The 24,419-nt window shown below is 70.1% G+C and carries 22 protein-coding genes and 1 riboswitch; of the genes, 7 read left to right on the forward strand and 15 right to left on the reverse strand.

Annotated features, from left to right (window positions below; all coding sequences use genetic code 11):
* Positions 1-28: 28 nt before the first annotated feature.
* Positions 29-1,372 carry an NYN domain-containing protein gene (locus ABZ464_RS01200; protein ID WP_359269122.1) on the reverse strand — a complete coding sequence of 448 codons (1,344 nt, stop codon included), beginning with the start codon at positions 1,370-1,372 and terminating at the stop codon, positions 29-31.
* A 37-nt stretch (positions 1,373-1,409) separates the two neighbouring features.
* Entirely contained in the window at positions 1,410-1,649 is a 240-nt protein-coding gene (locus ABZ464_RS01205; RefSeq protein WP_055541554.1) for a hypothetical protein, read from the reverse strand.
* A 164-nt stretch (positions 1,650-1,813) separates the two neighbouring features.
* Between ABZ464_RS01205 and ABZ464_RS01210 the strand changes: the two genes are divergently transcribed.
* Together ABZ464_RS01210 and ABZ464_RS01215 are read left to right on the forward strand one after the other, a co-directional pair.
* Positions 1,814-2,548: a rhomboid family intramembrane serine protease gene (locus tag ABZ464_RS01210; protein WP_359269125.1), complete on the forward strand. Its 735-nt coding sequence runs from the start codon at positions 1,814-1,816 to the stop codon at positions 2,546-2,548.
* A complete protein-coding gene (locus ABZ464_RS01215) occupies positions 2,545-2,826 on the forward strand; it encodes an Lrp/AsnC ligand binding domain-containing protein (protein WP_067245114.1) in 282 nt (93 codons plus the stop codon). Before ABZ464_RS01210 ends, ABZ464_RS01215 begins: the two co-directional genes overlap by 4 nt.
* A 34-nt stretch (positions 2,827-2,860) precedes the next feature.
* Here ABZ464_RS01215 and ABZ464_RS01220 read toward each other — a convergent pair whose 3' ends face one another.
* From ABZ464_RS01220 to ABZ464_RS01245, 6 genes are all read right to left on the reverse strand, one after another.
* Positions 2,861-4,231: an aminotransferase class V-fold PLP-dependent enzyme gene (locus ABZ464_RS01220; protein ID WP_359269128.1), complete on the reverse strand. Its 1,371-nt coding sequence runs from the start codon at positions 4,229-4,231 to the stop codon at positions 2,861-2,863.
* Positions 4,232-4,427: 196 nt separating this feature from the next.
* Positions 4,428-4,544, reverse strand: a riboswitch (SAM riboswitch).
* Positions 4,545-4,622: 78 nt separating this feature from the next.
* Positions 4,623-5,687, reverse strand: coding sequence for an anthranilate phosphoribosyltransferase (trpD, locus tag ABZ464_RS01225; protein ID WP_359269130.1), 1,065 nt, complete (start codon positions 5,685-5,687; stop codon positions 4,623-4,625).
* A 109-nt stretch (positions 5,688-5,796) separates the two neighbouring features.
* Positions 5,797-7,434, reverse strand: coding sequence for a cytochrome bc complex cytochrome b subunit (locus ABZ464_RS01230; protein ID WP_359269133.1), 1,638 nt, complete (start codon positions 7,432-7,434; stop codon positions 5,797-5,799).
* Positions 7,431-8,489, reverse strand: a complete 1,059-nt coding sequence (locus tag ABZ464_RS01235) for a Rieske 2Fe-2S domain-containing protein (protein ID WP_359269136.1) — start codon at positions 8,487-8,489, stop codon at positions 7,431-7,433. Before ABZ464_RS01235 ends, ABZ464_RS01230 begins: the two co-directional genes overlap by 4 nt.
* On the reverse strand, positions 8,486-9,298 hold the full coding sequence (locus ABZ464_RS01240; protein WP_359269138.1) for a c-type cytochrome: 813 nt from the start codon (positions 9,296-9,298) through the stop codon (positions 8,486-8,488). Before ABZ464_RS01240 ends, ABZ464_RS01235 begins: the two co-directional genes overlap by 4 nt.
* A gap of 60 nt (positions 9,299-9,358) precedes the next feature.
* A complete protein-coding gene (locus tag ABZ464_RS01245; protein ID WP_055631439.1) occupies positions 9,359-9,979 on the reverse strand; it encodes a heme-copper oxidase subunit III in 621 nt (206 codons plus the stop codon).
* 178 nt (positions 9,980-10,157) lie between these two features.
* Here ABZ464_RS01245 and ABZ464_RS01250 point away from each other — a divergent pair, with 178 nt between their 5' ends.
* Positions 10,158-10,559 carry a hypothetical protein gene (locus ABZ464_RS01250; protein WP_359269142.1) on the forward strand — a complete coding sequence of 134 codons (402 nt, stop codon included), beginning with the start codon at positions 10,158-10,160 and terminating at the stop codon, positions 10,557-10,559.
* Positions 10,560-10,636: 77 nt separating this feature from the next.
* Here the strand turns inward: ABZ464_RS01250 and ABZ464_RS01255 are convergent, their stop codons facing one another.
* The 4 genes from ABZ464_RS01255 to coxB form a co-directional block, all read right to left on the reverse strand.
* Entirely contained in the window at positions 10,637-11,899 is a 1,263-nt protein-coding gene (locus tag ABZ464_RS01255) for an Ig-like domain-containing protein (RefSeq protein ID WP_359269145.1), read from the reverse strand.
* A gap of 131 nt (positions 11,900-12,030) precedes the next feature.
* Entirely contained in the window at positions 12,031-12,429 is a 399-nt protein-coding gene (locus ABZ464_RS01260; RefSeq protein WP_055631436.1) for a cytochrome c oxidase subunit 4, read from the reverse strand.
* Positions 12,426-14,156, reverse strand: coding sequence for a cytochrome c oxidase subunit I (gene ctaD, locus ABZ464_RS01265; RefSeq protein ID WP_359269148.1), 1,731 nt, complete (start codon positions 14,154-14,156; stop codon positions 12,426-12,428). Before ctaD ends, ABZ464_RS01260 begins: the two co-directional genes overlap by 4 nt.
* The gene (gene coxB, locus ABZ464_RS01270) at positions 14,153-15,112 is read right to left on the reverse strand and encodes a cytochrome c oxidase subunit II (RefSeq protein ID WP_359269150.1); all 960 of its coding nucleotides are present in this window, start codon (positions 15,110-15,112) and stop codon (positions 14,153-14,155) included. The genes ctaD and coxB overlap by 4 nt, the downstream gene beginning before the upstream one ends.
* A gap of 260 nt (positions 15,113-15,372) precedes the next feature.
* Here coxB and ABZ464_RS01275 point away from each other — a divergent pair, with 260 nt between their 5' ends.
* Positions 15,373-16,725 (forward strand): aminotransferase class V-fold PLP-dependent enzyme, encoded by a 1,353-nt coding sequence (locus ABZ464_RS01275; protein WP_359269153.1) that lies wholly within the window; start codon positions 15,373-15,375, stop codon positions 16,723-16,725.
* An 83-nt stretch (positions 16,726-16,808) separates the two neighbouring features.
* On the opposite strand, the gene ABZ464_RS01280 is transcribed toward ABZ464_RS01275, so the two are convergent.
* Complete coding sequence (locus tag ABZ464_RS01280; RefSeq protein WP_359269155.1) at positions 16,809-17,783, reverse strand: carbohydrate kinase family protein; 975 nt, start codon at positions 17,781-17,783, stop codon at positions 16,809-16,811.
* Between the two features lie 130 nt (positions 17,784-17,913).
* Here ABZ464_RS01280 and ABZ464_RS01285 point away from each other — a divergent pair, with 130 nt between their 5' ends.
* On the forward strand, positions 17,914-18,126 hold the full coding sequence (locus ABZ464_RS01285; protein WP_359269158.1) for a hypothetical protein: 213 nt from the start codon (positions 17,914-17,916) through the stop codon (positions 18,124-18,126).
* A gap of 152 nt (positions 18,127-18,278) precedes the next feature.
* The gene (locus ABZ464_RS01290) at positions 18,279-20,126 is read left to right on the forward strand and encodes a hypothetical protein (RefSeq protein ID WP_359269161.1); all 1,848 of its coding nucleotides are present in this window, start codon (positions 18,279-18,281) and stop codon (positions 20,124-20,126) included.
* A 90-nt stretch (positions 20,127-20,216) separates the two neighbouring features.
* On the opposite strand, the gene ABZ464_RS01295 is transcribed toward ABZ464_RS01290, so the two are convergent.
* A complete protein-coding gene (locus ABZ464_RS01295) occupies positions 20,217-20,573 on the reverse strand; it encodes an iron-sulfur cluster assembly accessory protein (RefSeq protein WP_046727393.1) in 357 nt (118 codons plus the stop codon).
* A 325-nt stretch (positions 20,574-20,898) separates the two neighbouring features.
* Between ABZ464_RS01295 and nadA the strand changes: the two genes are divergently transcribed.
* Entirely contained in the window at positions 20,899-22,095 is a 1,197-nt protein-coding gene (gene nadA / locus ABZ464_RS01300; RefSeq protein WP_359269163.1) for a quinolinate synthase NadA, read from the forward strand.
* Between the two features lie 21 nt (positions 22,096-22,116).
* On the opposite strand, the gene ABZ464_RS01305 is transcribed toward nadA, so the two are convergent.
* Complete coding sequence (locus ABZ464_RS01305; protein ID WP_359269166.1) at positions 22,117-24,342, reverse strand: PQQ-binding-like beta-propeller repeat protein; 2,226 nt, start codon at positions 24,340-24,342, stop codon at positions 22,117-22,119.
* Positions 24,343-24,419: the final 77 nt, after the last annotated feature.

Below are 24,419 nucleotides of genomic sequence, written 5' to 3' on the forward strand. Positions count from 1 at the left end.
TCGGGCATTAAGCCTGTAACTTCGCCCTTCAGGACAGGCGCTTGAGAAGCATCGCGGAAGCCACGGGTCGGGCACCCGCCTTCGCGACCCCGTCGGCGACCTCCCGGTCGGTCGAGGCGACGATGACCGGTCTCCCCGGGGGCTCGGCCCGCACCAGCTGGCGGATGAGTTCGTCGGCGGTGACCCCCGCCTTGGAGAACAGCACCCGCACCCCGCGCGGCGGCGCGAGCAGCACCGGAGCGGCCAGTTCGGCGCCGTCGAAGACACAGGTGACCTCGGCGCCGGTCTGCGCGGCGAGCGCCGAGAGCTGCCCGAGCAGCCGCAGCCGCTGCTTCTCCAACGGCATCTGCGGATAGCCGGTCTTGGTCACGTTGTAGCCGTCGACGACCAGATGCGCCTGGGGCAGTGCCAACAGCTGGTCGAGAATGGCCGGATCGTGCTCCGACAGGGCACGTGCGGCGATGTCCTTCGGGGTCATTCGTCCCGGTTCGACCGCATCGACCGTTTCCGCCGGACGGACGGACACCGGCGGCAACGCCAGCTCGCGGCGCAGCCCTTGGGCGGCGTCCAGCACGGTGTCCAGCAGCAGCCGTACCCGCATGTCCTCGACGCTGCGCCCCTCACGGGCCGCCCGCCGGGTGGCCTCCAGGGCCGCCTCGGCCTCCCCGAGCCGCGCCTTGAGCCGCCGGGTCTCGCTCTCGGCGACGGACACCTGGGCCTGCCCCTCGGCCCGTACGGCCTCGATCTCGCCCTGCACCTTGCGCAGGGCCGCCTCGCCGCGCTTGACGTCACTGAGGGCCGAACGCAGCTTGCGCTGAAGCGATTCCGCTTCCTTCTTCGCCGCGTCCAGCTCGGTGCGCAGCCGTTCGGTGTCCGCGCGGGTCTGCTCGCGCGCCTGCGCCAGCTCCTCGCGCAGCCGATCCAGTTCGGCCCGGCTCTCCTCGTCGGCGCGCTCGGCGTCCGCCCGCTGGGCCTCCTCGCCGGCCGCCGTCACCAGCTTCACCCAGCCCGCGGGCCGCAGCACATAGGCCGCGGCCGCCACGTCGAGCGGGTCCGCGGCCGGGGTCGGCGAGCCGGAGTCCAGAGCGCCGGACAGCTCCGGCTGGGCGTCTCTGAACTTCTCGGCGATGCGCTGCCGGAACAGGGCATCCGTCTCCAGCGCGGCCGCCATCGCGTTGCCCGCGAACTTCGCCCGGCGATTCGGTGCGAAGCGGGCGTACTGCCGCAACTGCGCGGGAAGTTCCGCGACGGTCAGGCCGCCGAAGCCGTCGGAGACGATCTGCACGACCCGGCGGCGCACGCCGTCGGGCAGCGGACGGTCGAGCATCTCGGCGGCGCCGTCGCCCGGCCCCCCGCCTGCGCTCTCCACCATCCGTCACACCCCAATACCTGTACGGGGGCCGCTCCGCTCAGGAGCCGGCGCCCGGCCGATCCACGAGTTCCACCTGATCCACGGCGTTGCACCAGCGGCACCGCACCGACTCGATGGTCTCACTGACCACCTCGCGCTCCTCCACCTTCGGCTCTCCGGCGAGGTCGAGGTGCACATACTCGACGACCTTCGACGAGCGCGTCACGTCGAACCTGGTGAGGTTGCCGCAGAGGGTGCAGCGCCACCGCGTGGTCGCGGTCGGCAGGGGAACCGTCATCGTGACTTGTCCTTCTAGTGTCGGTCTTCCGGTCGGGTCGCGCCGGAGGCTCCCCGCTGTGCATGGCTCGTAACCCTACGGCCTGGCGGGTACTCGCCGCCCATCCGTTCACGGCGGCGAGGCGCACCGGGCGCTTCTGTCCTGGTACGTCATGCTCTGTGCTCATGATCGGCAACTGGAGCGGGACCGTCCGCAAGGCTCTGCGCGACCCCTCGGCGCCGGTGACGTACGGGCTGATCGCCGTGTGCTGTCTGGTCTTCGCGATCGGCCCGGCCTCGGGGCTCGATCCGGCGTACGGCACCGGCGACGGGCTGATGGCCGCCCAGCGGGCCTATTTCCGCCGCTGGGGCGTGGTCCCGGCGGAACTCTTCGCGGGCTCCGCGCGCGCCGTCCTGACCCCCGCCACGGCCCTCTTCGTCCACGGCAGCTGGGTGCACCTGCTGGGCAACATGCTCTTCCTCTACGTCTTCGGGGCGATGACCGAGGAGCGGATGGGCCGTGCCGAGTTCACCTTCTTCTACCTGTGCTGCGGCTGCCTCGCCCTGCTCGGGTACGCGGCCGCGCACTCCGGGTCGCCGCAGTCGCTGGTGGGGGCCTCCGGGGCGATCTCGGCGGTGCTCGGCGCGTTCCTGTACCTGTTCCCCCGGGCCCGGGTGACCAGCCTGCTGCCGTTCCTGTTCTTCCTGCCGCTGCGGTTCCCGGCCTGGGTGGTGCTGCCGTTCTGGGCGGCGCTGCAGTGGGTCGCGGTGGGACAGGCGCCCCGGGGGCCCGGGGTGGCGTATCTGGCGCACCTGGTGGGCTTCGGGCTGGGGTTCTGCTACGCGTGGGCGCGTTTCGGCCGTACGACTAGAGTGAGGGCCGCCCCAGCTCCGGCCCCCGAGGGAGAGAACCAGCCGTGATCACCGCGATCGTCCTCATCAAGACCAGCGTGGACCGGATCCCCGAGATCGCGGAGCGGATCGCCGCGCTGGATTCCGTGAGCGAGGTGTTCTCCGTGACCGGGACGTACGACCTGATCGCCATGGTCCGGGTGCAGCAGCACGAGGACCTCGCGGAGGTCATCCCGGGCAGCATCAGCAAGATTCCCGGCGTCGAGGCCACGGACACCCACGTGGCGTTCCGTACGTACTCCCAGCACGACCTGGAGGCGGCGTTCGCGATCGGCCTGGACTCCTGACCGGCCGCATCACCGCCTCCGGGGGCGAAACCTTCTAGACCGCCGGGACGCAGCGGCCGTCCTCCGTGCGGTACGTCCACTTCGGGCCCTCGGTCACCAGTTCGCGGACGGCCGCGACGAAACGGTCCACGTGCTCGTCGGGGGTGCCCGCGCCGAAGCTCACCCGGATGGCGTTGAGGGACTTCTCGCCCGGGGCCGCCTCGGGCGCGCCGCACTCGCCCTGGGTCTCGGGGGCGGCGCCCAGCAGGGTGCGGACCAGGGGGTGGGCGCAGAAGAGGCCGTCGCGGACCCCGATGCCGTACTCGGCGGAGAGGGCCGCGGCGAAGTGGGAGCTGTTCCAGCCCTCGACCACGAAGGAGATCACGCCGACCCGCGGGGCGTCGTCGCCGAACAGGGACAGGATCCTGACCTGCGGGACCTCGGCGAGGCCCGTGCGGACCCGGGTGATCAGGTGCTGCTCACGGGCGACCAAGGTGTCGAAACCGGCCTCGGTGAGGGCCTTGCAGGCCGAGGCGATGGAGTAGGCGCCGATGACGTTCGGGGACCCGGCCTCGTGGCGGGCCGCGGTCTCGTGCCACTCCACATCCACTCCCCCGTCCTCGCGCCGGGTGACCTTGCGGCTGGCGCCGCCGCCCGCGAGGTAGGGGTCGGCGGCCCGGAGCCAGTCGGCGCGGCCGGCCAGAACGCCGGAGCCGAAGGGGGCGTACAGCTTGTGGCCGGAGAAGGCGATCCAGTCGACGTCCAGGTCGCGGACGGACACCGGGTGGTGCGGGGCGAGCTGGGCGGCGTCCAGGACGATCCGGGCGCCGTGCGCGTGGGCGGCGGCCGCGAGCTCCCGTACGGGCCACAGCTCGCCGGTGACGTTCGAGGCGCCGGTGACACAGACCAGGGCCGGGCCGTGGGGGTCGCGGGCGGCGAGAGCGCGCTCCAGGGTCTCCACGGCCTGCCGCGGGGTGCGCGGGGCGTCGAGGTAGGTGACCCGGGCCTCCCGCCAGGGCAGCAGACTCGCGTGGTGCTCGGTCTCGAAGACGAAGACCTGGCAGTCGGCGGGGAGGGCGGCGGCCAGCAGGTTGAGGGAGTCGGTGGTGGAGCGGGTGAAGACCAGCTGGTCGTCGGCGCGGCAGTCCAGGAACTCGGCGACCGTGCGGCGGGCGTTCTCGAAGAGGTCCGTGGAGAGCTGGGAGAGGTAGCCGGCGCCGCGGTGGACGCTGCCGTAGTACGGGGCGTAGGCCGCCACGTCGTCCCAGACGCGCTGGAGGGCGGGGGCGCTGGCGGCGTAGTCGAGCGCCGCGTAGGTGACCTCGCCGCCGGTGACGAGCGGGACGGTGACATCCCGGCCCAGAACGGGCAGCTCCTGCGAAAGGTTGCAAACGGTACGGGCGGCGGCAGCGGTGGAGACAGACATGGCGAACTCCTGTGAGAGGCAGGCGCGGGGGTTTGGGGGCAAGCCCCCAAAAAAGTCACAGCACCGCGCCGGACGATGCGTCGACGGCACGGGAAGAGGTGAAAGGGGTATGCGGAGGCGGGGCTCGGCGCCCTATCGCATTCGCTTGCTCACAGAAGGCTCCCTCGACGACCAGGACCCCTGGTGTTCCGCGAGGGGTCCGCGCTTGCCGTGGACCTCGCTGCCCACGGCCTGGTCTTCACCCGGGGCACCCCGCCACGGACGGAGGGTTGCCGGACAGTCGGCCGGGGCCTCATGACTGTCACTCATGACCTGGTACAGGAACGTACGGGAAGTGATCGCGGTCCCGCAACTCGTGTCCGAATGACGGGACCGCCGACCCATGGCGTGGCTAGACGTGCGTGGCCGCGACCCAGCGGTCCAGGGCCTGCTTGGCCGCGCCCGAGTCGATGGACTCGGCCGCGCGGTCCATGCCCGCGCGGATCTGCTCCGCGAGGGTGCCCGGGCCCGGGTCCAGGGCGACCAGGGCGGCCGCCGAGTTCAGCAGGACCGCGTCCCGCACGGGGCCCTGCTCGCCGTCCAGCAGGCGGCGGGCGACCTCCGCGTTGTACGACGGGTCGCCGCCCCGCAAGGCCTCCACCGGCACCAGCTCGATGCCGACGTCCCGCGGGTCGAAGACCTCCTCGGTGACCTTGCCGTCGCGCACCACCCACACCCGGGAGGTGGCCGTGGTGGTCAGCTCGTCGAGGCCGTCGTCGCCCCGGAACACCAGGGAGGAGTGGCCGCGCTCGGCGAAGACACCCGCGACGACCGGCGCCATGCGCGGGTCCGCGACCCCGACCGCCTGGGCGCGCACCCGGGCCGGGTTGGTCAGCGGGCCGAGGATGTTGAACACCGTGCGGATGCCCAACTGGCCGCGCGCGGCGCCCGCGTGACGCAGCGCCGGATGGAACTTGATCGCGAAGCAGAAGGTGATCCCGGCCTCCCGGGCCACCTCCGCCACCCGCGCCGGGGTCAGCTCCAGATTGACGCCGAGCTTCTCCAGCACGTCCGAGGCGCCGGAGGCGGAGGACGCGGCCCGGTTGCCGTGCTTGACGACGGTGGCACCCGCGCCGGCGACGACGATCGCCGACATGGTGGAGATGTTGACGGTCTTGGCGCCGTCGCCGCCGGTGCCGACGATGTCGACGGTCCGGCCCGGCACCTCGATCGTGTTGGCGTGCGCGTACATGGTCCGGACGAGCCCGTTGATCTCCTCGACGGTCTCGCCCTTGGCCCGCAGCGCCACCACGAACCCGGCGATCTGCGCGTCCGTCGCCTCCCCGCGCATGATCCGGTCCATCGCCCAGGCGGTGGCGTCGGCGCTCTGGTCACGGCCGTACAGCAGGGCGTTCAGCACGTCGGGCCAGGAACGGCCCGCCGCGGTGTCGCCTCCAGCGGGGGTCACAGCGCTCATAGCCGCTCCTGGGTGTCGTAGAACCACGTGAGGCCACCTTATCCAGCTCAGGACACGGCGAAGGGCCCCGTCCGAACACCGGACGGGGCCCTTCTGTGGCGACAGTGGATCAGTGGTGGCCGTGGCCGCTCGTGATCTCCTTGTACTCCTCGACGGTCGGCTTCGGGATCTGCTGGTCCTCGCCGAAGTACGCGCCGCTGATCTTGGCGCGCAGCTTCTCGGACCGCTTGATCTTGCGCTCGACGCCGTTCTCGTCGACCGCCGGGCCGATCGCGGCCGGCTCGTACTGCTCGTGCGCCGTGATGGTGTGGAGCTGCTCCTGGCTGAGCGGCTCGTGGACCTCGATGAACTCACCGTGCGGCAGGCGCTTGATGGTGCCGGTCTCGCGACCGTGCAGCACCTTGTCCCTGTCCCGGCGCTGCAGGCCGAGGCAGATGCGCTTGGTGAGGATGTACGCGATGACCGGTCCGACGAAGAAGAAGATCCGGACGAACCAGGTGATCGAGTTGATCGACAGGTGGAAGTGGGTGGCCCACAGGTCGTTGCCACCGCCGACCAGCGTGATCATGTACATCGTGACCCAGGCGACGCCCAGCGCGGTGCGCGTGGGGGCGTTGCGCGGACGGTCCAGGATGTGGTGCTCGCGCTTGTCGCCGGTGATCCACGACTCGATGAACGGGTACAGCGCCATCGCCACGAGGACGACACCGAACAGCGTCAGCGGGATGAACACGCCCAGGACCAGCGTGTGGCCCCAGATGTTGACCTCCCAGCCCGGCATGAAGCGGATCAGACCCTCGGCGAAGCCCATGTACCAGTCGGGCTGGGCGCCGGTGGACACCTGGTCCGGACGGTAGGGGCCGAAGATCCACACCGGGTTGATCTGGGCGAGCGCCGCGATGGCCGCGATCGTGCCGAAGACCAGGAAGAAGAAGCCGCCCGCCTTCGCCATGTACACGGGCAGCAGCGGCATGCCGACGACGTTCTTGTTGCTCTTGCCGGGGCCCGCGAACTGCGTGTGCTTGTGGTAGAAGACCAGGATCAGGTGGCCCACCACCAGGCCGAGCATGATGCCCGGCAGCAGCAGGATGTGGATCGAGTAGAACCGCGCCACGAAGTCGTGGCCCGGGAACTCGCCGCCGAAGAGGAACATCGAGATGTACGTGCCGACGATCGGCGTCGCCAGGATGGCGCCCTGGGTGAAGCGGACACCGGTGCCGGAGAGCAGGTCGTCCGGGAGCGAGTAACCGGTGAAACCGGTGAACATGCCCAGGACGAACAGCAGGAAGCCGAACAGCCAGTTGATCTCACGCGGCTTGCGGAACGCGCCGGTGAAGAACACACGCATCATGTGCACGAACATGCCGGCGAGGAAGATCAGCGCCGCCCAGTGGTGGATCTGCCGGATGAGCAGACCACCGCGCACATCGAAGGAGATGTGCATGGTCGAGTTGAACGCCTCGGACATCAGCTGTCCCTGCAGCGGGACGTAGCTGCCGTGGTACTCCACCTCGTTCATCGACGGGTGGAAGAACAGCGTCAGGTACACACCCGTGAGGATGATGATGATGAAGCTGTACAGGCAGATCTCGCCCAGCATGAACGACCAGTGGTCGGGGAAGATCTTGCGCATGTTGGCCTTGGCGAGGGAGTAGATCCCCAGCCGGCCGTCGGCCCAGTCGGCGATCCGCTCGCCGGCCGGCGCCTTCCCGCGTTCGCGGGACTGCGTGTTCTCGTTGGTGCTCATCCGCGCTCCCAGAAGGCAGGACCGACGGGCTCTTCGAAGTCGCCGAGCGCCTCGAGGTAGCCCTCGTCGTTCACACCGATGCGCAGCTGCGGCAGGGCGTGACCGGCCGGGCCGAAGATGACCTTGGCGCCGTCGGAGAGGTCGAAGGTGGACTGGTGGCAGGGGCACAGCACGTGGTGCGTCTGCTGCTCGTACAGCGAGATCGGGCAGCCGACGTGGGTGCAGATCTTCGAGTAGGCCACGATGCCCTGGTGGGACCACTCGAGTTCCTGCTTGTCCTTGATGTCCGCCGGCTGGAGCCGGACGATCATCAGGGCCGCCTTGGCGATCTCGTTCTGGAAGTCCTCGTCGTGCTCCTCCAGGCCCTCGGGCTTGGCGAAGGTGAGCGAACCGACGGCCACGTCCGAGGGACGCAGCGGCTCGTTGGTGTTCATGTTGACGAGGAGCTTGCCCTTGGCCCACAGGGTGTGGCGCAGCTTGTCCTCGGGCAGCGGGCCGAGGTCGCGCAGCAGCATGACGCCGGAGAGCGGCACCAGGGCCAGCGCGCCGAACATCGTGTTGCGGATCAGCTTGCGACGGCCGATCACCGATTCCTTGGCGCCCTGCTTGAAGTCCGCGTGGACCTTCGCCCGGACCTCGGGCTCGGCCGCGATCGGGTGACGGTCGTCGGCGACCTCGACGTCGGACATCAGGGTGCGGGCCCAGTGGACCGCGCCGGCGCCGATGGTGAACAGCGCCGTGCCCAGGGTCAGACCCAGCGCGAAGTTCAGCGCGCTGACGTGCCCGATCGGGAAGACGAAGATCGACTTGTCGATCGGGATCGCCACGTAGGAGACGATGAAGCCGACGGTGGCGAGCATCGACACCGTGAACAGCAGGGCGACCGCACGCTCGGACCGCTTGGCGGCCCGCTCGTCGATGTCCTGGATGCGGTGCTCGTGGGGCGGCAGTCCCGGGTCGGCGAACGGGTTCTTCTCGTCCGCGACGGCTACCGCACCGTGGCCGTGGTCCTGCTCAGCGGGCAGGTTCTCTTCTGGAATGTCTTGGCTACTCATGACTTCTTGGCCTTTGCGGTCCGAGCGGCGACCCAGACGGCGACCGCGATCAGCGCACCGAGGCCGAAGATCCACGCGAAGAGACCCTCGCTGACCGGGCCGATACCGCCCAGCTCCAGACCGCCCGGGTTCACCGTCTCGTCGCTGTCGATCGCGTCCAGGTACGCGATGATGTCCTTCTTGTTCTGCTCGGTGAGCGTGGTGTCCGGGAAGGACGGCATGTTCTGCGGCCCGGTCTGCATGGCCTCGTAGATGTGCTTCGGGGCGACACCCTCGAGCGTCGGGGCGAACTTGCCGTGGGTCAGGGCACCGCCCTTGGCGCTGGCGGTGTGGCACTGCGCGCAGTTGGTGCGGAACAGCTCGCCGCCCTTGCCGATGTCGGCGCCCTCCGTGCCGTACTCGGCCTCGGTGGGGACGTTCGGGCCGGCGCCGAGCGAGGCGATGTATGCGGCCAGCTGGTCGATCTGCGCCTGGGTGTAGATGACCTTCTTCCGCGGCACCTGGGCGCCCTGGGAGGTCGCGGCCGGCATACGCCCGGTGCCGACCTGGAAGTCGACGGCTGCGGCGCCCACGCCGACCAGGCTCGGGCCGTCGGAGCTGCCCTGACCCTTGGTGCCGTGGCAGCTGGCGCAGCCTGTGGCGAAGAGCTTCTTGCCCTCGTCGATGGCCAGGGACTGGGCGGTTTCATCTGCCTGCGCCTTGCTCGCGGGCGCGAACGCGGCGTACAGCCCCCCCGTGCACGCCAGCGCGAGGAGTAGGACGACGAGCGCCGCCAGCGGATGGCGTCGTCGTACGGAGAGCTTTTTCACGGATTACCCCGGTGTCAGGATCTTCTGCGTCGATGCTTGCGATGGCGGGAACGGGCCCGGCTACTTGATCATGTAGATCGTGGCGAAGAGGCCGATCCAGACGACATCGACGAAGTGCCAGTAGTAGGACACGACGATCGCGGCGGTCGCCTGCTCGTGGGTGAACCTCTTGGCCGCGTAGGTACGTCCCAGGACCAGCAGGAAGGCGATGAGGCCGCCCGTCACGTGCAGTCCGTGGAAGCCGGTGGTCAGGTAGAAGACCGAGCCGTACGGGTCGGAGGAGAGCGAGAGCCCGTCCTTCTTCACCAGCTCGGTGTACTCGTAGATCTGACCGCCGACGAAGATCGCACCCATGATGAAGGTGATGATGAACCAGCCCCGGAGCTTCTTCACGTCACCGCGCTCGGCGGCGAAGACGCCGAGCTGGCAGGTGAGGGAGGAGAGCACCAGGATCGTGGTGTTCGTGGCCGAGAACGGGAAGTTCAGGGCCTCGGCCATTTCCTTCCAGTGCTCGGTACCCGTCACCGAACGCAGGGTGAAGTACATCGCGAAGAGGGCCGCGAAGAACATCAGCTCGGAACTCAGCCAGATGATGGTTCCGACGCTGGTGAGGTTCGGCCGATTGACCGACGGGTGCGCGTGCCCGGTTTCTACTGTCGTTGCTGTCGCCACGACCGACATTATGTCGGTCGCTTATCCCGCCCTCACTCCGGGGGGTGCCGTTCGGAGTGTTCGCAGGCCGTGTAGGGCCCGGATGGCCCATCGAAGTGGTGTTCCAAGCGCTGTTGACGAGGTGTTCAAGGGAGTAGCATCCGCCGCATCGGTTCTGTCCGTACGACGCTGAAGTCACGGAGGAAGCATGCAGGCGACCGCGACGGTGCTGGTCTACAGCGACGACTCCAACACCCGCGAGCAGGTGCGGTTGGCCACCGGCCGGCGACCGGCTCCCGATGTACCGGTGGTCGAGTTCGTGGAGTGCGCCACTCCGGACGCGGTGCTTCGGGAGCTGGACAAGGGCGGGATCGATGTGTGCGTGCTGGACGGCGAGGCCGTGCCCATGGGCGGGATGGGGCTGTGCCGGCAGATCAAGGACGAGGTGTTCCAGTGCCCGCCGGTGCTGTTGCTGATCGCCCGGCCGCAGGATGCGTGGCTGGCCACGTGGAGCCGGGCCGACGCGGCTGTGACGCTGCCTGTGGAGCCGGTGGAGTTCGCGGCCGCGCTGGCTTCGCTGTTGCGGGAGAAGAGGCTTCAGAGCGCCTAGGGGGGTGCCTGGGGGCGTTGTGGGGCGGGTGCGGCGCCCGTTGTGGCTTGTCGCGCAGTTCCCCGCGCCCTGGTGGGCTACACCGCCGTAGGCCTCAAAGTTGACGTGTCCGGCTGGGTCCTGTGCTTGCCTGTGATCAGGGCGCTGCCGGTTTTCCACTTCGGCCAGTCGACGTTCCAGTCGCCGAAGCCGTTGCCGAAGGGTTCCATCGTGTTGCCGTAGCTGTTGACGACCTTGACGACGTCGCCGGGGCGGACGTGCTCGAAGAACCACTCGGCGTTGGCGGTGCTCATGCCGGTGCAGCCGTGGCTGACGTTCGCGTAGCCCTGGGAGCCCACGGACCAGGGGGCGGCGTGGACGTACTCGCCGCTCCAGGTGAGCCGGGTGGCGTAGTAGACGGGCAGGTCGTACGACTCCGAGGAGCCCTCGGCGATGCCGACCGTGGCGCTGCGCATCCGGACGAACTGTTCCTTGCCCAGGACGACCTTGACGCCGTTGCGGGTCTCGAAGCCGGGCTTGCCGGTGGTGACCGGGATGGTCTTGATCACCTCGTCGTTCTTGTAGAACGTCAGCGAGTGGGACGAGGCGTCCGTGACGGCTATGACGCGGTCCCCGATGGTGAGGCTGACGTCCTTCGACGTGCTGCCCCACAGGCGGTCGCTGATCCGGATGCCGTCGAGGTTGCTGTGGGCGCGGATCGTGGCGTGGGCGGGCCAGTACTCCTGGGGACGGTAGTGGAGTTCCTTGTCGTCCACCCAGTACCAGGCGCCCGGCACGGAGGGCGTGGAGTCGACCTTGAGACCGCGCTCGACTATCGCACGCTGAGCCGGGTCCTTGACGGGCTCGCTGAGCTTGGCGGTGACGGGCTGGCCGACGCCGTACGTGCCCTGGTCCGGGCCGAGCTCGACCGCGAGGCGCTTCTTGCCGCTGGGCTTGCCCGTGTCGAAGGTGAGGACCCGGCGGCCGGGGGCGCCGTCGGCGTCCTCGGTGCTCACCCGGACCGTGTAGTGGGCGTCGGCGGCCAGCGGCTCGGTGCTGTGCCAGCGGCTGCCGTCGGCGGCGAGTTCGCCCGCCACATAGCGTCCTGAGGCGTCCACGGCGGTGACGTCGGTGATGGGCTCGTCGTCGTCCCGGGCGACGACCTCCAGCGGCTTGTCCGGGTCGGCCTTCTTCCTTCCGTCGCCGTCGGGGCCGTTGAACGAGATCCGGTCGCTCGCGTCGTAGGGACGTTCGGCGAGGGGGTTGCCGTCGGATCCGCAGGCGGTGACGACGCCCGCTCCGAGGGCGATCACCAGCACCGTGCAGCTGACGACTGTGCGGGGGCGGGGTGTGTGGCTCATGGCTTCACGCTAGGGAGCCGCGTCAACCACGGCGCGCTGGACGCCACGGATGGAGGACAGGGATTGCGGCGAACGAAGGAGCCCGGACCCTCCTTGACGGAGTGTCCGGGCTCCCGCGGGTTCGGCGCGTGCTACTGGGTGCGGTTCTCACCGCGGTAGTACTCGAAGACCCAGCCCCAGATGCCGATCAGGATGATCGGGGCGGAGAAGTACAGCAGCCACCACCCGATCGCGACACCGAGGAAGGCGATGGCGCCACCGACGCCGAGCGCGAGCGGCTGCCAGCTGTGCGGGCTGAAGAAGCCCAGCTCACCGGCGTCGTCCGCGACGTCCGCCTCCTTGTTGTCCTGGGCGCCCGCGTCCACCCGACGGGCGGTGAAGCCCAGGTAGAAGCCGATCATGATGGACAGACCGAAGGCCAGGAAGAGGGCCGTGGTGCCCGCCGGCTCCTTCGACCAGACGCCGTAGACGATCGCCATGATGAGGATGAACACGCTCAGCCACGTGAACATCCGGCCTTGGACCTTCACTTGCCGGCCTCCTTGCTGCCCGCGATGGCACCGTGGCCGGCGTGCTCCAGCTGCTCGAGCGCGGCGATCTCCGGGTGGTGCAGGTCGAACGCCGGGGATTCACTGCGGATCCGCGGCAGGGTGAGGAAGTTGTGCCGCGGCGGCGGGCAGGAGGTCGCCCACTCCAGGGAGCGGCCGTAGCCCCACGGGTCGTCGACCTCGATCTTCTTGCCGTACTTGGCCGTCTTCCACACGTTGTAGAGGAACGGCAGGATCGACAGACCGAGGACGAACGAGCTGATCGTCGAGATCGTGTTCAGGGCGGTGAAGCCGTCCTGCGCCAGGTAGTCGGCGTAGCGGCGCGGCATGCCCTCGGCGCCCAGCCAGTGCTGGACCAGGAAGGTGCCGTGGAAGCCGAAGAACAGCGTCCAGAAGGTGATCTTGCCGAGGCGCTCGTCGAGCATCTTGCCGGTGAACTTCGGCCACCAGAAGTGGAAGCCGGCGAACATCGCGAAGACGACGGTGCCGAAGACGACGTAGTGGAAGTGCGCCACCACGAAGTACGAGTCGGAGACGTGGAAGTCCATCGGCGGCGAGGCCAGGATGACGCCGGTCAGACCACCGAAGGTGAAGGTGATGAGGAAGCCCGCCGCCCAGAGCATCGGGGTCTCGAAACTCAATGACCCCTTCCACATCGTTCCGATCCAGTTGAAGAACTTCACGCCTGTCGGGACGGCGATGAGGAACGTCATGAAGGAGAAGAACGGAAGGAGCACGCCACCGGTGACGTACATGTGGTGCGCCCACACCGTCACGGACAGACCGGCGATGGCGATCGTCGCGGCGATCAGGCCCATGTAGCCGAACATCGGCTTGCGGGAGAAGACCGGGATGATCTCACTGATGATGCCGAAGAACGGTAGCGCGATGATGTACACCTCTGGATGGCCGAAGAACCAGAAGAGGTGTTGCCATAGCAAGGCTCCGCCGTTGGCGGCGTCGAAGACATGGGCGCCGAACTTGCGGTCCGCCTCCAGGGCGAACAGCGCGGCCGCGAGGACCGGGAAGGCCAGCAGGACCAGGACACCGGTCAGCAGGACGTTCCACACGAAGATCGGCATGCGGAACATGGTCATGCCCGGCGCGCGCATGCAGATGATCGTGGTGATGAAGTTGACCGAGCCGAGGATGGTGCCGAAGCCGGAGAAGGCCAGACCCATGATCCACATGTCGGCGCCGATGCCCGGGCTGCGGACCGCGTCCGACAGCGGGGAGTAGGCGAACCAGCCGAAGTCGGCCGCACCCTGCGGGGTGAGGAAGCCGCCGACGGCGATGAGCGAGCCGAACAGGTACAGCCAGTAGGCGAACATGTTCAGCCGCGGGAACGCCACGTCCGGCGCGCCGATCTGCAGCGGCATGATCCAGTTCGTGAAGCCGGCGAACAGCGGCGTCGCGAACATCAGCAGCATGATCGTGCCGTGCATCGTGAACGCCTGGTTGAACTGCTCGTTCGACATCAGCTGCAGGCCCGGACGGGCCAGTTCGGCGCGCATGAACAGCGCCATCACGCCGCCGATCATGAAGAACGCGAACGACGTGACCAGGTACAACGTGCCGATGGTCTTGTGGTCGGTGGTGGTGAGCCACTTGACCACGACGTTGCCGGGCTGCTTGCGCCGGACCGGCAGCTCGTTCTCGTATGAGTCTTCAGCTGCCGCGGCACCCTGGGGTTCGTTGAGGATGCTCACAGGTTGTTCGTCTCCCGGTTCTTCTCATGGGCGGTCTGCTCGATGCCCGCGGGAACGTAACCGGTCTGCCCCTTCTTGGCGAGGTCCTTGAGGTGCTGCTCGTAGCGCTCGGGGGAGACGACCTTCACGTTGAACAGCATCCGGGAGTGGTCGACGCCGCAGAGTTCGGCGCACTTGCCCAGGAAGGTGCCCTCATGGTTGGGGACCACCTGGAAGGCATTGGTGTGACCCGGGATGACGTCCTGCTTCATGAGGAACGGCACCACCCAGAAGGAGTGGATGACGTCGCGCGAGGTCAGGACGAAGCGGACCGTCTTGCCCTCAGGAAGCCAGAGGGTCGGACCCGGGTTGTTGGTCTGCGGGTTCCGCTCACCGGGGACACCGCAGGTGTAGACGCCGCCCGCGTCGGACGGGAAGTCCTTCTTGAACCGGTCCGGGATCGCGGCCAGGTTCTCGTCGGTCTTCGCGTCGCCGGTGGAGCCTTCGACGTTCGCGATGTAGTTGAAGCACCAGCTCCACTGGAAGCCGACCACGTTGACCGTGACGTCGGGCTTCTTCTCGAGGCTGAGGAGCTTCGACTCGTCGCGGGCCGTGAAGTAGAACAGCACCGAGACGATGATGATCGGGACCACCGTGTACAGCGCCTCGATCGGCATGTTGTACCGGGTCTGCGGAGGAACTTCGACCTTCGTGCGGCTGCGCCGGTGGAAGAAAGCACTCCACAGGATCAGGCCCCACACCAGCACGCCGGTGGCCAGCGCGGCCGCCCAGGAGCCCTGCCACAGGGAGAGGATCCGCGGAGCCTCTTCTGTGACGGGGGTGGGCATGCCAAGGCGGGGGAAGTCCTTGTATGTGCAACCGGTGGCGGTCGCCAGGACCAGGCCCGCGGTCATTGCCTGCAGCAGCTTCCGCCGCATCGGGCGCCGCGGCGAGCGGTCGGAGCCGTTGGGACTCACGTAGCGCCTTCCCGAGAGTCTCGCCCGCGCGGATCGGCTGCGGCCTTCTCGCTGGTCGGTCGCCGCCCTGCGTCGGGCAGGGGTTTGGATGTTTATGCGGACCAAACCCTAGCCGACGCCCTCCGGGGGTTCTCGGGGAGGGGTGCCTACTGAGGGGGGTGGTTCGCCGGTTTGGCGGGTGTGGCGTTCGTTGTGGCCGTTCGCGCAGTTCCCCGCGCCCCTTTTGGCCGTTGCCCCACCGGACGTTTTAGCGTTGCCGTGTGTCCTACTTCGATGCCGCTTCCGCCGCTCCCCTTCATCCCGTTGCCCGTCAGGCCCTGTTGGCCTCGCTGGACGAGGGGTGGGCCGATCCCGGGCGGTTGTACCGGGAGGGGCGGCGGGCCCGGATGCTGCTGGACGCCGCACGGGAAGCGGCTGCCGAGGCCGTGGGGTGCCGGGCGGACGAGCTGGTGTTCACCTCGTCCGGAACCCGGGCCGTCCAGACGGGTGTCGCAGGGGTGTTGGCGGGTCGTCGGCGGATCGGGCGTCACCTGATCGTGTCAGCCGTCGAACATTCCTCGGTGCTCCATTCGGCCGAAGCGCTGGAGGCGGACGGCGGGACGGTGACGCGGGTGCCGGTGGTGCGGAGCGGGGCGGTGGAGGCGGGGGCCTACGAGGAGGCGCTGCGTCCCGACACCGCGCTGGCGTGCCTGCAGTCGGCCAACCACGAGGTGGGGACCGAGCAGCCGGTGGCGGCCGTCGCCGAGGTGTGCCGGGCGGCCGGGGTGCCGTTGCTGGTGGACGCGGCGCAGTCGCTCGGGTGGGCGCGGGTGGACGGCGACTGGTCTGCGCTGACCGCCAGTGCGCACAAATGGGGCGGCCCGTCGGGGGTCGGGCTGCTCGTGGTGCGCAAGGGGGTGCGGTACGCGGCCCGTGAGGCGGAGGAGTTCGGGAACCTGCCGGCGATCGTGGCGGCCGCCGCGTCCCTGCGGGCGGTGCGCGCCGAGGCCGGCCGGGAGACGGTACGGCTGCGGGAGCTGACGGAGCGGATCCGGGTACGGGTGCCCGAACTGGTCCCGGACGTCGAGGTGGTGGGCGATCCGGAGCGACGGCTGCCGGGGATCGTCACCTTCTCCTGCCTGTATGTCGACGGGGAGGCGCTGCTGCACGAGCTGGACCGGGAGGGCTTCTCGGTGTCCTCGGGCTCGTCCTGCACCAGCAGCACCCTGACGCCGAGCCATGTGCTCAAGGCGATGGGGGTGCTGAGCGAGGGGAACGTACGGGTGTCGCTGCCGGCCGGGGCGGCCGAGGAGGAGGTGGAGCGGTTCCTCGCCGTGCTGCCGGGGGCGGTGGCGGGGGTGCGCGAGAAGCTCGGGGCACCGGCAGCCCCCTCCACGGCCGTGCAGGAGGACGTCCTGGTCGTGGACGCCCTCGGCAAGCGCTGCCCGATCCCGGTCATCGAACTGGCGAAGGTCATCGGGGACGTGCCGGTGGGCGGCCTGGTGCGGGTCCTGTCCGACGACGAGGCGGCCCGCCTGGACATCCCGGCGTGGTGCGAGATGAGAGGCCAGGGGTACGAGGGCGCGGAACCGGCGGAGAGGGGAACGGCGTACTTGGTCCGCCGGCTCAGCTGACCCACCCAGGGGCGCGGGGCTGTGTCGACATGCGGCTACCGCCGCGTGTGCGCGACCAGCCCCCCAAGCACCCTCACCCGAAATCAGCCCACGTGAGCGCGAACCTCTTCGGCCGCTTCCTCGCCGTACGCCTTGGTGAACCGCTCCATGAAATGCGCCCGCCGCAGCCGGTACTCCTGCGTCCCCACGGTCTCGATGACGAGCGTCGCCAGCATGCAGCCGACCTGCGCGGCCCGCTCCAGCGAGACCCCCCAGGCGAGCCCGGAGAGGAACCCGGCGCGGAAGGCGTCGCCGACACCGGTGGGGTCGGCCTTGCGCTCCTCGTCGGGGCAGCCGACCTCGATCGGGTCCTCGCCGTCCCGTTCGATACGGACGCCGCGCGCGCCGAGGGTGGTGACGCGGTGGCCGACCTTCGCGAGGATCTCGGCGTCGGACCAGCCGGTCTTGGACTCGATGAGGCCCTTCTCGTACTCGTTCGAGAACAGGTACGTGGCGCCCTCCAGCAGTATCCGGATCTCCTCGCCCTCCATCCGGGCGATCTGCTGGGAGAAGTCGGCGGCGAAGGGGATGGCGCGGGAGCGGCACTCCTCCGTGTGGCGGAGCATCCCCTCCGGGTCGTCGGCGCCGATCAGGACCAGGTCGAGACCGCCGACGCGGTCCGCGACGGTCTTCAGCTCGATCAGCCGGGCCTCGCTCATCGCGCCGGTGTAGAAGGAGCCGATCTGGTTGTGGTCGGCGTCGGTGGTGCACACGAAGCGGGCGGTGTGCAGGGTCTCGGAGATACGGACGGACTCGGTGTCCACGCCGTGCCGGTCCAGCCAGGCGCGGTACTCGTCGAAGTCGGCGCCCGCGGCGCCGACCAGGATCGGCCGGGTGCCGAGCTGTCCCATCCCGAAGGCGATGTTCGCGCCCACTCCGCCCCGGCGCACGTCCAGGTTGTCGACCAGGAAGGAGAGCGAGACCGTGTGGAGCCGGTCCGCGACCAGCTGGTCGGAGAAACGTCCGGGGAACGTCATGAGGTGGTCGGTCGCGATGGAGCCGGTGACTGCGATGCGCACGGCGTGGACTCTCCTGTGGGGAGGGGGATTGACAGTTCACGCTACCCGGTGGAGCGGCGCCACTGAAGCAGCCGAAACTACCCGATAGTAGATCTTTCTTCGCGGGCTCTGCCGTGCTTACGGTTCCGCTATGACGAACCTCGAGTTCCGTATCGCCCCCGCACCGGCCGACCTCGACGGCGATCTCGCGTCGCTGCGGGGTGACTGCGCCCGGATGGCTCCGCACTGGGCGGCTCCGGAGAAGATCACTTCCCGTCCGGTCTCCCCGTCACTCATCCACGGCGTCTCCGTCCCGGCGCGGTCGGCACGACTCCTGGAAGCCATGCCGGACTACGGCAACTAGGGGGTTTCCCCGCTTTTCCTTTCGCTCTTTCCTTACGGCTTTTCCGGCCGGGGCGCTCACAGGGAACCGTACGCTCCCCCGCCGCGTCCCATCGCTGTCCCTCGTCGAGGGGATGTGAGCTACGACAGCAGGGCAGCCGAAGGAGCGATGCGGTGAACACCGAGCGACCCGAGAACGACGACGCCGCGCGCGAGCCGGAGGAGACGGGCTCCGCCGAGCAGACCGAGAAGGTCGCACAGCAGGAGGCGGCGGAGCAGCCCCTCAAGACCCCGGAGGCCACAGAGGCCCCGGAGGTCATGGAGAGCGCTCCGGAGGCCGCTGCGGCCGAAGACGCCCCGGAAGCCCCGGAGGTCGAGGAGAGCGCTCCGGACGAGGAGACCGATGCCGCCGCGGAGGCTGCCGACACTCCGGGGCCCGAGGCTGCCGACACTCCGGAGCCCGAGGCTGCCGACATTCCGGAGCCCGAAGCGGCTGACATCCCGGAGCCCGAAGCGGCTGACACGCCGGAGCGCGAGGCGGCCGACACCTCGGAGCCCGAAGCGGTCGAAGTCACCCCGATCGGTGTAAGCGCAGGTGCCGAACCCGTTCCGGCCCCCCGTCGCCGGTCCCCCTTCCTCATCCTCTCCGTCGCCGCCGCCGTGCTGCTGGTCGGTGGGGGCGGGGCGTACCTCAGTGCGCAGGCCGCCGGGGGCGGCGGCGCCGGTTCCGGGGCGCCCTCGGACGGCGGCACCCCCGTACCGCTGACGCTGGACGACTACACCGGGACCGGCTCCGACGGGGGGGCGAACGGCATCGCGCCCGGTGAGCCGAACCCGTACGGCGTGACGTACAACGCCGCCGGCACGCTCCCCGAGGGTCCCGGTTCTGCGCCGGTGTACTGGGCTAAGGGCCAGGTCGGCAAGGACGAGGTGGCGCGGCTGGCGAAGGCGCTCGGGGTGGACGGAACGCCCGTGGTCGACGGGGAGGCCTGGAAGGTGGGCGCCGGGAACGACGGCTCGGGGCCGGTGCTGCGGGTGAACCGGCAGGCGCCGGGCATGTGGACGTTCAGCCGGTACGCGCCGGGGACGGACGCCTGCACGGGCGGTATCGCGAAGTGCACCAAGGATCCCGCGGCCCCGGCCGCCGACCCGGTGAGCGAGGCGGCCGCGAAGAAGGCGGCGGCGCCGATCCTGAAGGCCGTCGGGCAGGACGACGCCAAGGTGGACGCGCACCAGGTCATGGGGGCCCAGCGGGTGGTGAACGCGGACCCGGAGGTCGGCGGTCTGCCCACCTACGGGTGGACGACCGGGATCAGCGTCGGCGCCGACGGGGTGGTCGTCGGCGGGAACGGGCAGCTGAAGGCGCCGGTCGAGGGGGACGCGTACCCGCTGCTGACCGCCGCGGAGGCGCTGAAGGCGTTGAACGCGGCGCCGGGGAGCGGTCACCGGATGGGCATCGGCGGGTGTGCGAGCCCGGTGCCGTTGAAGGACCGGCTGGAGAGCCCGTGCGGCTCGTCCACGAGCCCCGCGGAGACGGTGACCGTCGAGGACGCGGTGCTCGGGCTCGCCCCGCACACCTCGGGCGGGCGGCAGGTGCTCGTGCCGTCCTGGCTGTTCGACGTGCAGGGCACGGGGGCCGCGGACGCGTACCGGGTGACGCAGCCGGCGGTCGACCCGGCCTATCTGCAGGGCGCCACGACGCCCACGCCGGCGCCGAGCGCCACCTCGGGCACCCGGAACGTGCAGGTGGACGGCTACACGGCGGAGGGCAAGGAGCTCGTCGTGAGCTTCACCGGCGGGGTGTGCGCCGACTACGAGGCGACGGCGAAGGAGTCCGGCGGGCAGGTGACGGTCACGGTGACCGAGACGCCCTGGCCGGACAAGGTCTGCATCCTGATCGCCAAGGAGTACCACCGGACCGTGCAGCTGGACGAGCCGCTCGGCAGCCGGAAGGTGGTCGGCTCGGACGGGGCGGCCGTACCGCTGGAGAAGGCGGGGGCCCGCCTGCCCGACGTCCAGTAGGCGCCGCGGGGAGCACGCGCGGGAGTGCGTACGACGAAGGCGGCGGCCCCTTCCCGGGGTCGCCGCCTTCGTCGTACCTCTCGGCGAGGCTCAGCTGAAGGAGTCGCCGCAGGCGCAGGAGCCCGTGGCGTTCGGGTTGTCGATCGTGAAGCCCTGCTTCTCGATGGTGTCGACGAAGTCGATCGAGGCGCCGCCCAGGTACGGGGCGCTCATACGGTCGGTGACGACCTTGACGCCGTCGAAGTCCTTGACGACGTCGCCGTCGAGGGAGCGCTCGTCGAAGAAGAGCTGGTACCGCAGGCCGGAGCAGCCGCCGGGCTGCACGGCGACGCGCAGCGCCAGGTCGTCGCGGCCTTCCTGGTCGAGCAGGGCCTTGACCTTCGCCGCGGCGGCGTCGGACAGGATGATGCCGTCGGTGGCGGTGCTGGTCTCGTCCGATACGGACATCTACATCTCTCCCGGGTTGTACGGAGGCTGCTTGCCGACGGTTGCAACCGACGGGGCCGCGGATTCATTCCGGGCCGGGCACTACGTTCATGCTCGCACACCGGCGGCGAAGCGAACAGCGACCGCCCGCCCAGCGGCCTCTCCGCGCCATCCCGGCGCCATCCCGGCGCCATCCCGGCGCCGGGTCCGCGCCGGGTCCGCGCCGTGTCCGGGATTCATGTCACATCGACGCGATGACCATCGTCAAGGTGACACGAAGCAAGCTATCATAGATAGCGTCAGTTCGACGAAAAGCAGTTCGACGAAAGTAGAAAGGGTGCGTGACGTGACCACCGCCCAGACCACGGAGCTCGACGTACAGCCGACTCCGCTCGCCCTGTTGCTGCTCGGCCGCGAGGCCGACCCGAAGAGCGAGCGGGGTGTCGAGTGCCCCGGCGACCTGCCCTCGCCCTCCGACCCGGACCTGGTCGAGCGCGCCCGGGCGGCCAAGGAGAAGCTCGGTGACAAGGTCTTCGTGCTCGGCCACCACTACCAGCGCGACGAGGTCATCCAGTTCGCCGACGTCACGGGCGACTCCTTCAAGCTGGCCCGGGACGCGGCCGCCCGCCCCGAGGCCGAGTACATCGTGTTCTGCGGTGTGCACTTCATGGCCGAGTCGGCGGACATCCTGACGTCGGACGACCAGAAGGTGGTCCTGCCCGACCTCGCCGCCGGCTGCTCGATGGCCGACATGGCGACGGCCGAGCAGGTCGCCGAGTGCTGGGACGTGCTGACCGAGGCCGGCATAGCCGAGCAGGTCGTGCCCGTCTCGTACATGAACTCGTCCGCGGACATCAAGGCGTTCACGGGCAGGCACGGCGGCACGATCTGCACCTCCTCCAACGCCCGGCGGGCCCTGGAGTGGGCGTTCGGGCAGGGGGACCCCGCGACGACGAAGGTGCTGTTCCTGCCCGACCAGCACCTCGGCCGCAACACGGCCGTGCGGGACATGGGCATGTCCCTGGAGGACTGCGTCGTCTACAACCCGCACAAGCCGGGCGGCGGGCTGACCGTCGAGCAGCTGCGCGCGGCGAAGATGATCCTGTGGCGCGGCCACTGCTCGGTGCACGGCCGCTTCAGCCTGGAGTCGGTCGAGGACGTCCGCGCCCGGATCCCCGGCGTGAACGTGCTGGTGCACCCCGAGTGCCGGCACGAGGTCGTCGCCGCGGCGGACCACGTCGGCTCGACCGAGTACATCATCAAGGCGCTGGAGGCGGCCCCGGCCGGCTCCAAGTGGGCCATCGGCACCGAGCTGAACCTGGTGCGCCGCCTGGCGAACCGTTTCGCGCCCGAGGGCAAGGAGATCGTCTTCCTCGACAAGACGGTCTGCTTCTGCTCGACCATGAACCGCATCGACCTGCCCCACCTGGTCTGGACCCTGGAGTCGCTGGCCGAGGGCAATCTGGTCAACCGCATCGAGGTCGACCAGGAGACCGAGGCGTTCGCGAAGCTGGCGCTGGAGCGGATGCTGGCCCTGCCGTAGCCGGACGCCCGCTGTCCCGGATCACCCCGACACCGGCTCCCGGTCGGGGTGGCCCGGGTCCAGCGTGAAGACCGTCCCGTCCGGGCTGAGCACCATCAGGGCGCCCTCGTCCAGGAACACGCCCGCCGACTGGTAACCCATCCCGCCGACGTGGTCGGCCCGCGCGGGGGACTCCCACAGCAGGTCGCCCGTGGCGATGTCGAGGGCGGCGACCCGCCCGGAGGCGCTGGCCACGAACACCGTACGGCCCCGTCCGTCGGCGACGGGCTCGCCGGGCTGCTGAAGGGTGGTCGGGGTCTCCCACAGCCGCTCGCCGGTGGCGGGCGCGTAAGCGGTCAGCAGACCGCTGGAGGAGGCGAAACAGAGCACGCCGCCGACCAGCGAGACCCTGCCGCGCGGGCTGCCCGCCAACTTCTTCCTCCGCACGGCCGCGGTGTCCGGGTCGATCAGCAGCGCCTCGGTGTACTCCGTCTCGGCGGAGGTCCGGCCGTCCTGCCGGGAGGACATCACGAAGGCCAGGTCGCCGTCGACGGCACCGACGTGGACGGCGTCGCCGTCCGGCACGCTCACCTCGCGGGTCGTGCCGTCGGCGGGGTCGACGGCGTAGAACACGGTGCGCGACGGGGTGCCCGCGTTGGTGCAGCCGGCGTACGGCAGGCCGTCGACGTCGTGGAACCGGCAGCCGTAGTCGGCCCCGGCGGGCAGCGTCGTGGTCCAGCGCGCGGTGCCGTCGCGCGGGTCGCGGGCCGTCACGCGCTTGCCGTCCGGAACCAGCAGCAGATCACCGACGAGGGCGGGCTCTTGGTCGTAACCGTGCGTCACGCGCGACCAGAGCCGCGCGCCGGTGCCCGGATCGAGGGCGACGAGGGTGGCCGTGGTGTCGTTGCCCGCGCTGTTCACGACCGACTGGGTGAGCAGCACCGCGTCCTCGTGCACTCCGAGGAGCGTGCTGCCGTACTTCTCCCGGCTCACCCCCGAGGGCAGGGAGTCCGCGCGCCACAGGATCCGGCCCGTCGCCCCGTCGACCCGGATCGGCAGGGTGCCGCCGCCGCCGCAGTACAGGGCGCCCCGGCCCGTCGTACAGGACAGGGAGTCGCCGTCGGCCACCCCGGCGACACCGCCCAGCGGCTTGCGCACGCCGCTCGCGGCCGTCCCGAAGACCGACGTCCGCCAGGGCTGCCAGCCGTTGGGCAGAGGGTCCCAGCGGGAGAACTCGGCGCCCGTGCTGTCCGGCTCCGCCGTCGTGTCCGACCGCTTGAACGGGTCGTACAGGAAGGACACGGTGAGCGCCACGGCCAGGACGGCCGCCGCTCCGGCCAGGACCGGCCACCGGCGCAGGCGGCTCCCGCGGCCCGGCCGGAGCGTCCGGACGGGCTCCTCGGGCGTCGCGCGGGCGGGCGGCACCCGCAGGGTCACCGTCTGCTCGTCACCCGCCTCCGGCTCGGGCAGCACCTTCGCCAGCTCCCGGCCCAGGTCCTCCAGTCCGGGCCGCCCGTCGGCCTCCTTGGCCAGGCAGCGGACCAGCACCGCGCGCAGCGGTTCGGCGACGGAGTCCACCGAGGGCTCCTCGTGCATGACCCGGTACGCCGTCATGTAGGGGCTCTCGGCGTCGAAGGGGCCGCGGCCGGTGGCGGCGAACACCAGCAGCGCGCCGAGGGAGAAGACGTCCGAGGCGGGGCCGACCGAGCGGGCGTCCTTGAACTGCTCCGGGGACATGAACGGCGGGGTGCCGATCGCGTGCCCCGTCTCGGTGAGGGTCTGGTTCTCGGTGGCGCGGGAGATGCCGAAGTCGATGACCCGGGGGCCGTCCTCGGCCATGAGGACGTTGGCGGGCTTGAGGTCACGGTGGACGACCCCGGCCCGGTGGATGTCCCGCAGCGCCTCCACCAGCCCGAGGGCCAGCCGTCGCAGCTCCGCCCCCTTCAGCGGGCCGGCCTCGCGGATGCGGGCGGAGAGCGCGGCGCCCGGCACGTACTGGGTGGCCATCCAGGGCCGTACGGCCTCCGGGTCGGCGTCCACGACCGGCGCGGTGAACGCGCCGCTCACCTTGCGGACCGCCTCGATCTCCTGCCGGAACCGGGCCCGGAAGACGGCGTCCTCGGCGTACTGCGCGTGCACCAGCTTGACGGCGACCTCGCGCCCCGAACGGGACCGGCCCAGGTAGACGACGCCCATGCCCCCGGAGCCGAGGCGGTCGACGATCCGGTAGCCGCCGAGCGCCTTCGGGTCGTCCTTGTGCAGCGGCACGTCCCGGTTTCCCTTCCCCCGCCGGACAGTTCGAGTCCACAGGATATGAAAACCCTGTGGGGGAAGGCAGTTCGGCG

Origin of the sequence: Streptomyces sp. NPDC005820 (assembly GCF_040630255.1) — a bacterium.
Classification (GTDB): Bacteria; Actinomycetota; Actinomycetes; order Streptomycetales; family Streptomycetaceae; genus Streptomyces.

What these genes read in the sequence shown, in the direction of transcription:
- ABZ464_RS01245 (WP_055631439.1), bottom strand. Translation starts at nt 9,979, where the DNA reads ATGTCGGTCGTGGCGACAGCAACGACAGTAGAAACCGGGCACGCGCAC.
- ABZ464_RS01200 (WP_359269122.1), bottom strand. Translation starts at nt 1,372, where the DNA reads ATGGTGGAGAGCGCAGGCGGGGGGCCGGGCGACGGCGCCGCCGAGATG.
- ABZ464_RS01230 (WP_359269133.1), bottom strand. Translation starts at nt 7,434, where the DNA reads ATGAGCACCAACGAGAACACGCAGTCCCGCGAACGCGGGAAGGCGCCG.
- trpD (WP_359269130.1), bottom strand. Translation starts at nt 5,687, where the DNA reads ATGAGCGCTGTGACCCCCGCTGGAGGCGACACCGCGGCGGGCCGTTCC.
- ABZ464_RS01210 (WP_359269125.1), top strand. Translation starts at nt 1,814, where the DNA reads ATGATCGGCAACTGGAGCGGGACCGTCCGCAAGGCTCTGCGCGACCCC.
- ABZ464_RS01205 (WP_055541554.1), bottom strand. Translation starts at nt 1,649, where the DNA reads ATGACGGTTCCCCTGCCGACCGCGACCACGCGGTGGCGCTGCACCCTC.
- ABZ464_RS01295 (WP_046727393.1), bottom strand. Translation starts at nt 20,573, where the DNA reads ATGTCCGTATCGGACGAGACCAGCACCGCCACCGACGGCATCATCCTG.
- ABZ464_RS01235 (WP_359269136.1), bottom strand. Translation starts at nt 8,489, where the DNA reads ATGAGTAGCCAAGACATTCCAGAAGAGAACCTGCCCGCTGAGCAGGAC.
- ABZ464_RS01255 (WP_359269145.1), bottom strand. Translation starts at nt 11,899, where the DNA reads ATGAGCCACACACCCCGCCCCCGCACAGTCGTCAGCTGCACGGTGCTG.
- ABZ464_RS01285 (WP_359269158.1), top strand. Translation starts at nt 17,914, where the DNA reads ATGACGAACCTCGAGTTCCGTATCGCCCCCGCACCGGCCGACCTCGAC.
- ABZ464_RS01250 (WP_359269142.1), top strand. Translation starts at nt 10,158, where the DNA reads ATGCAGGCGACCGCGACGGTGCTGGTCTACAGCGACGACTCCAACACC.
- ABZ464_RS01220 (WP_359269128.1), bottom strand. Translation starts at nt 4,231, where the DNA reads ATGTCTGTCTCCACCGCTGCCGCCGCCCGTACCGTTTGCAACCTTTCG.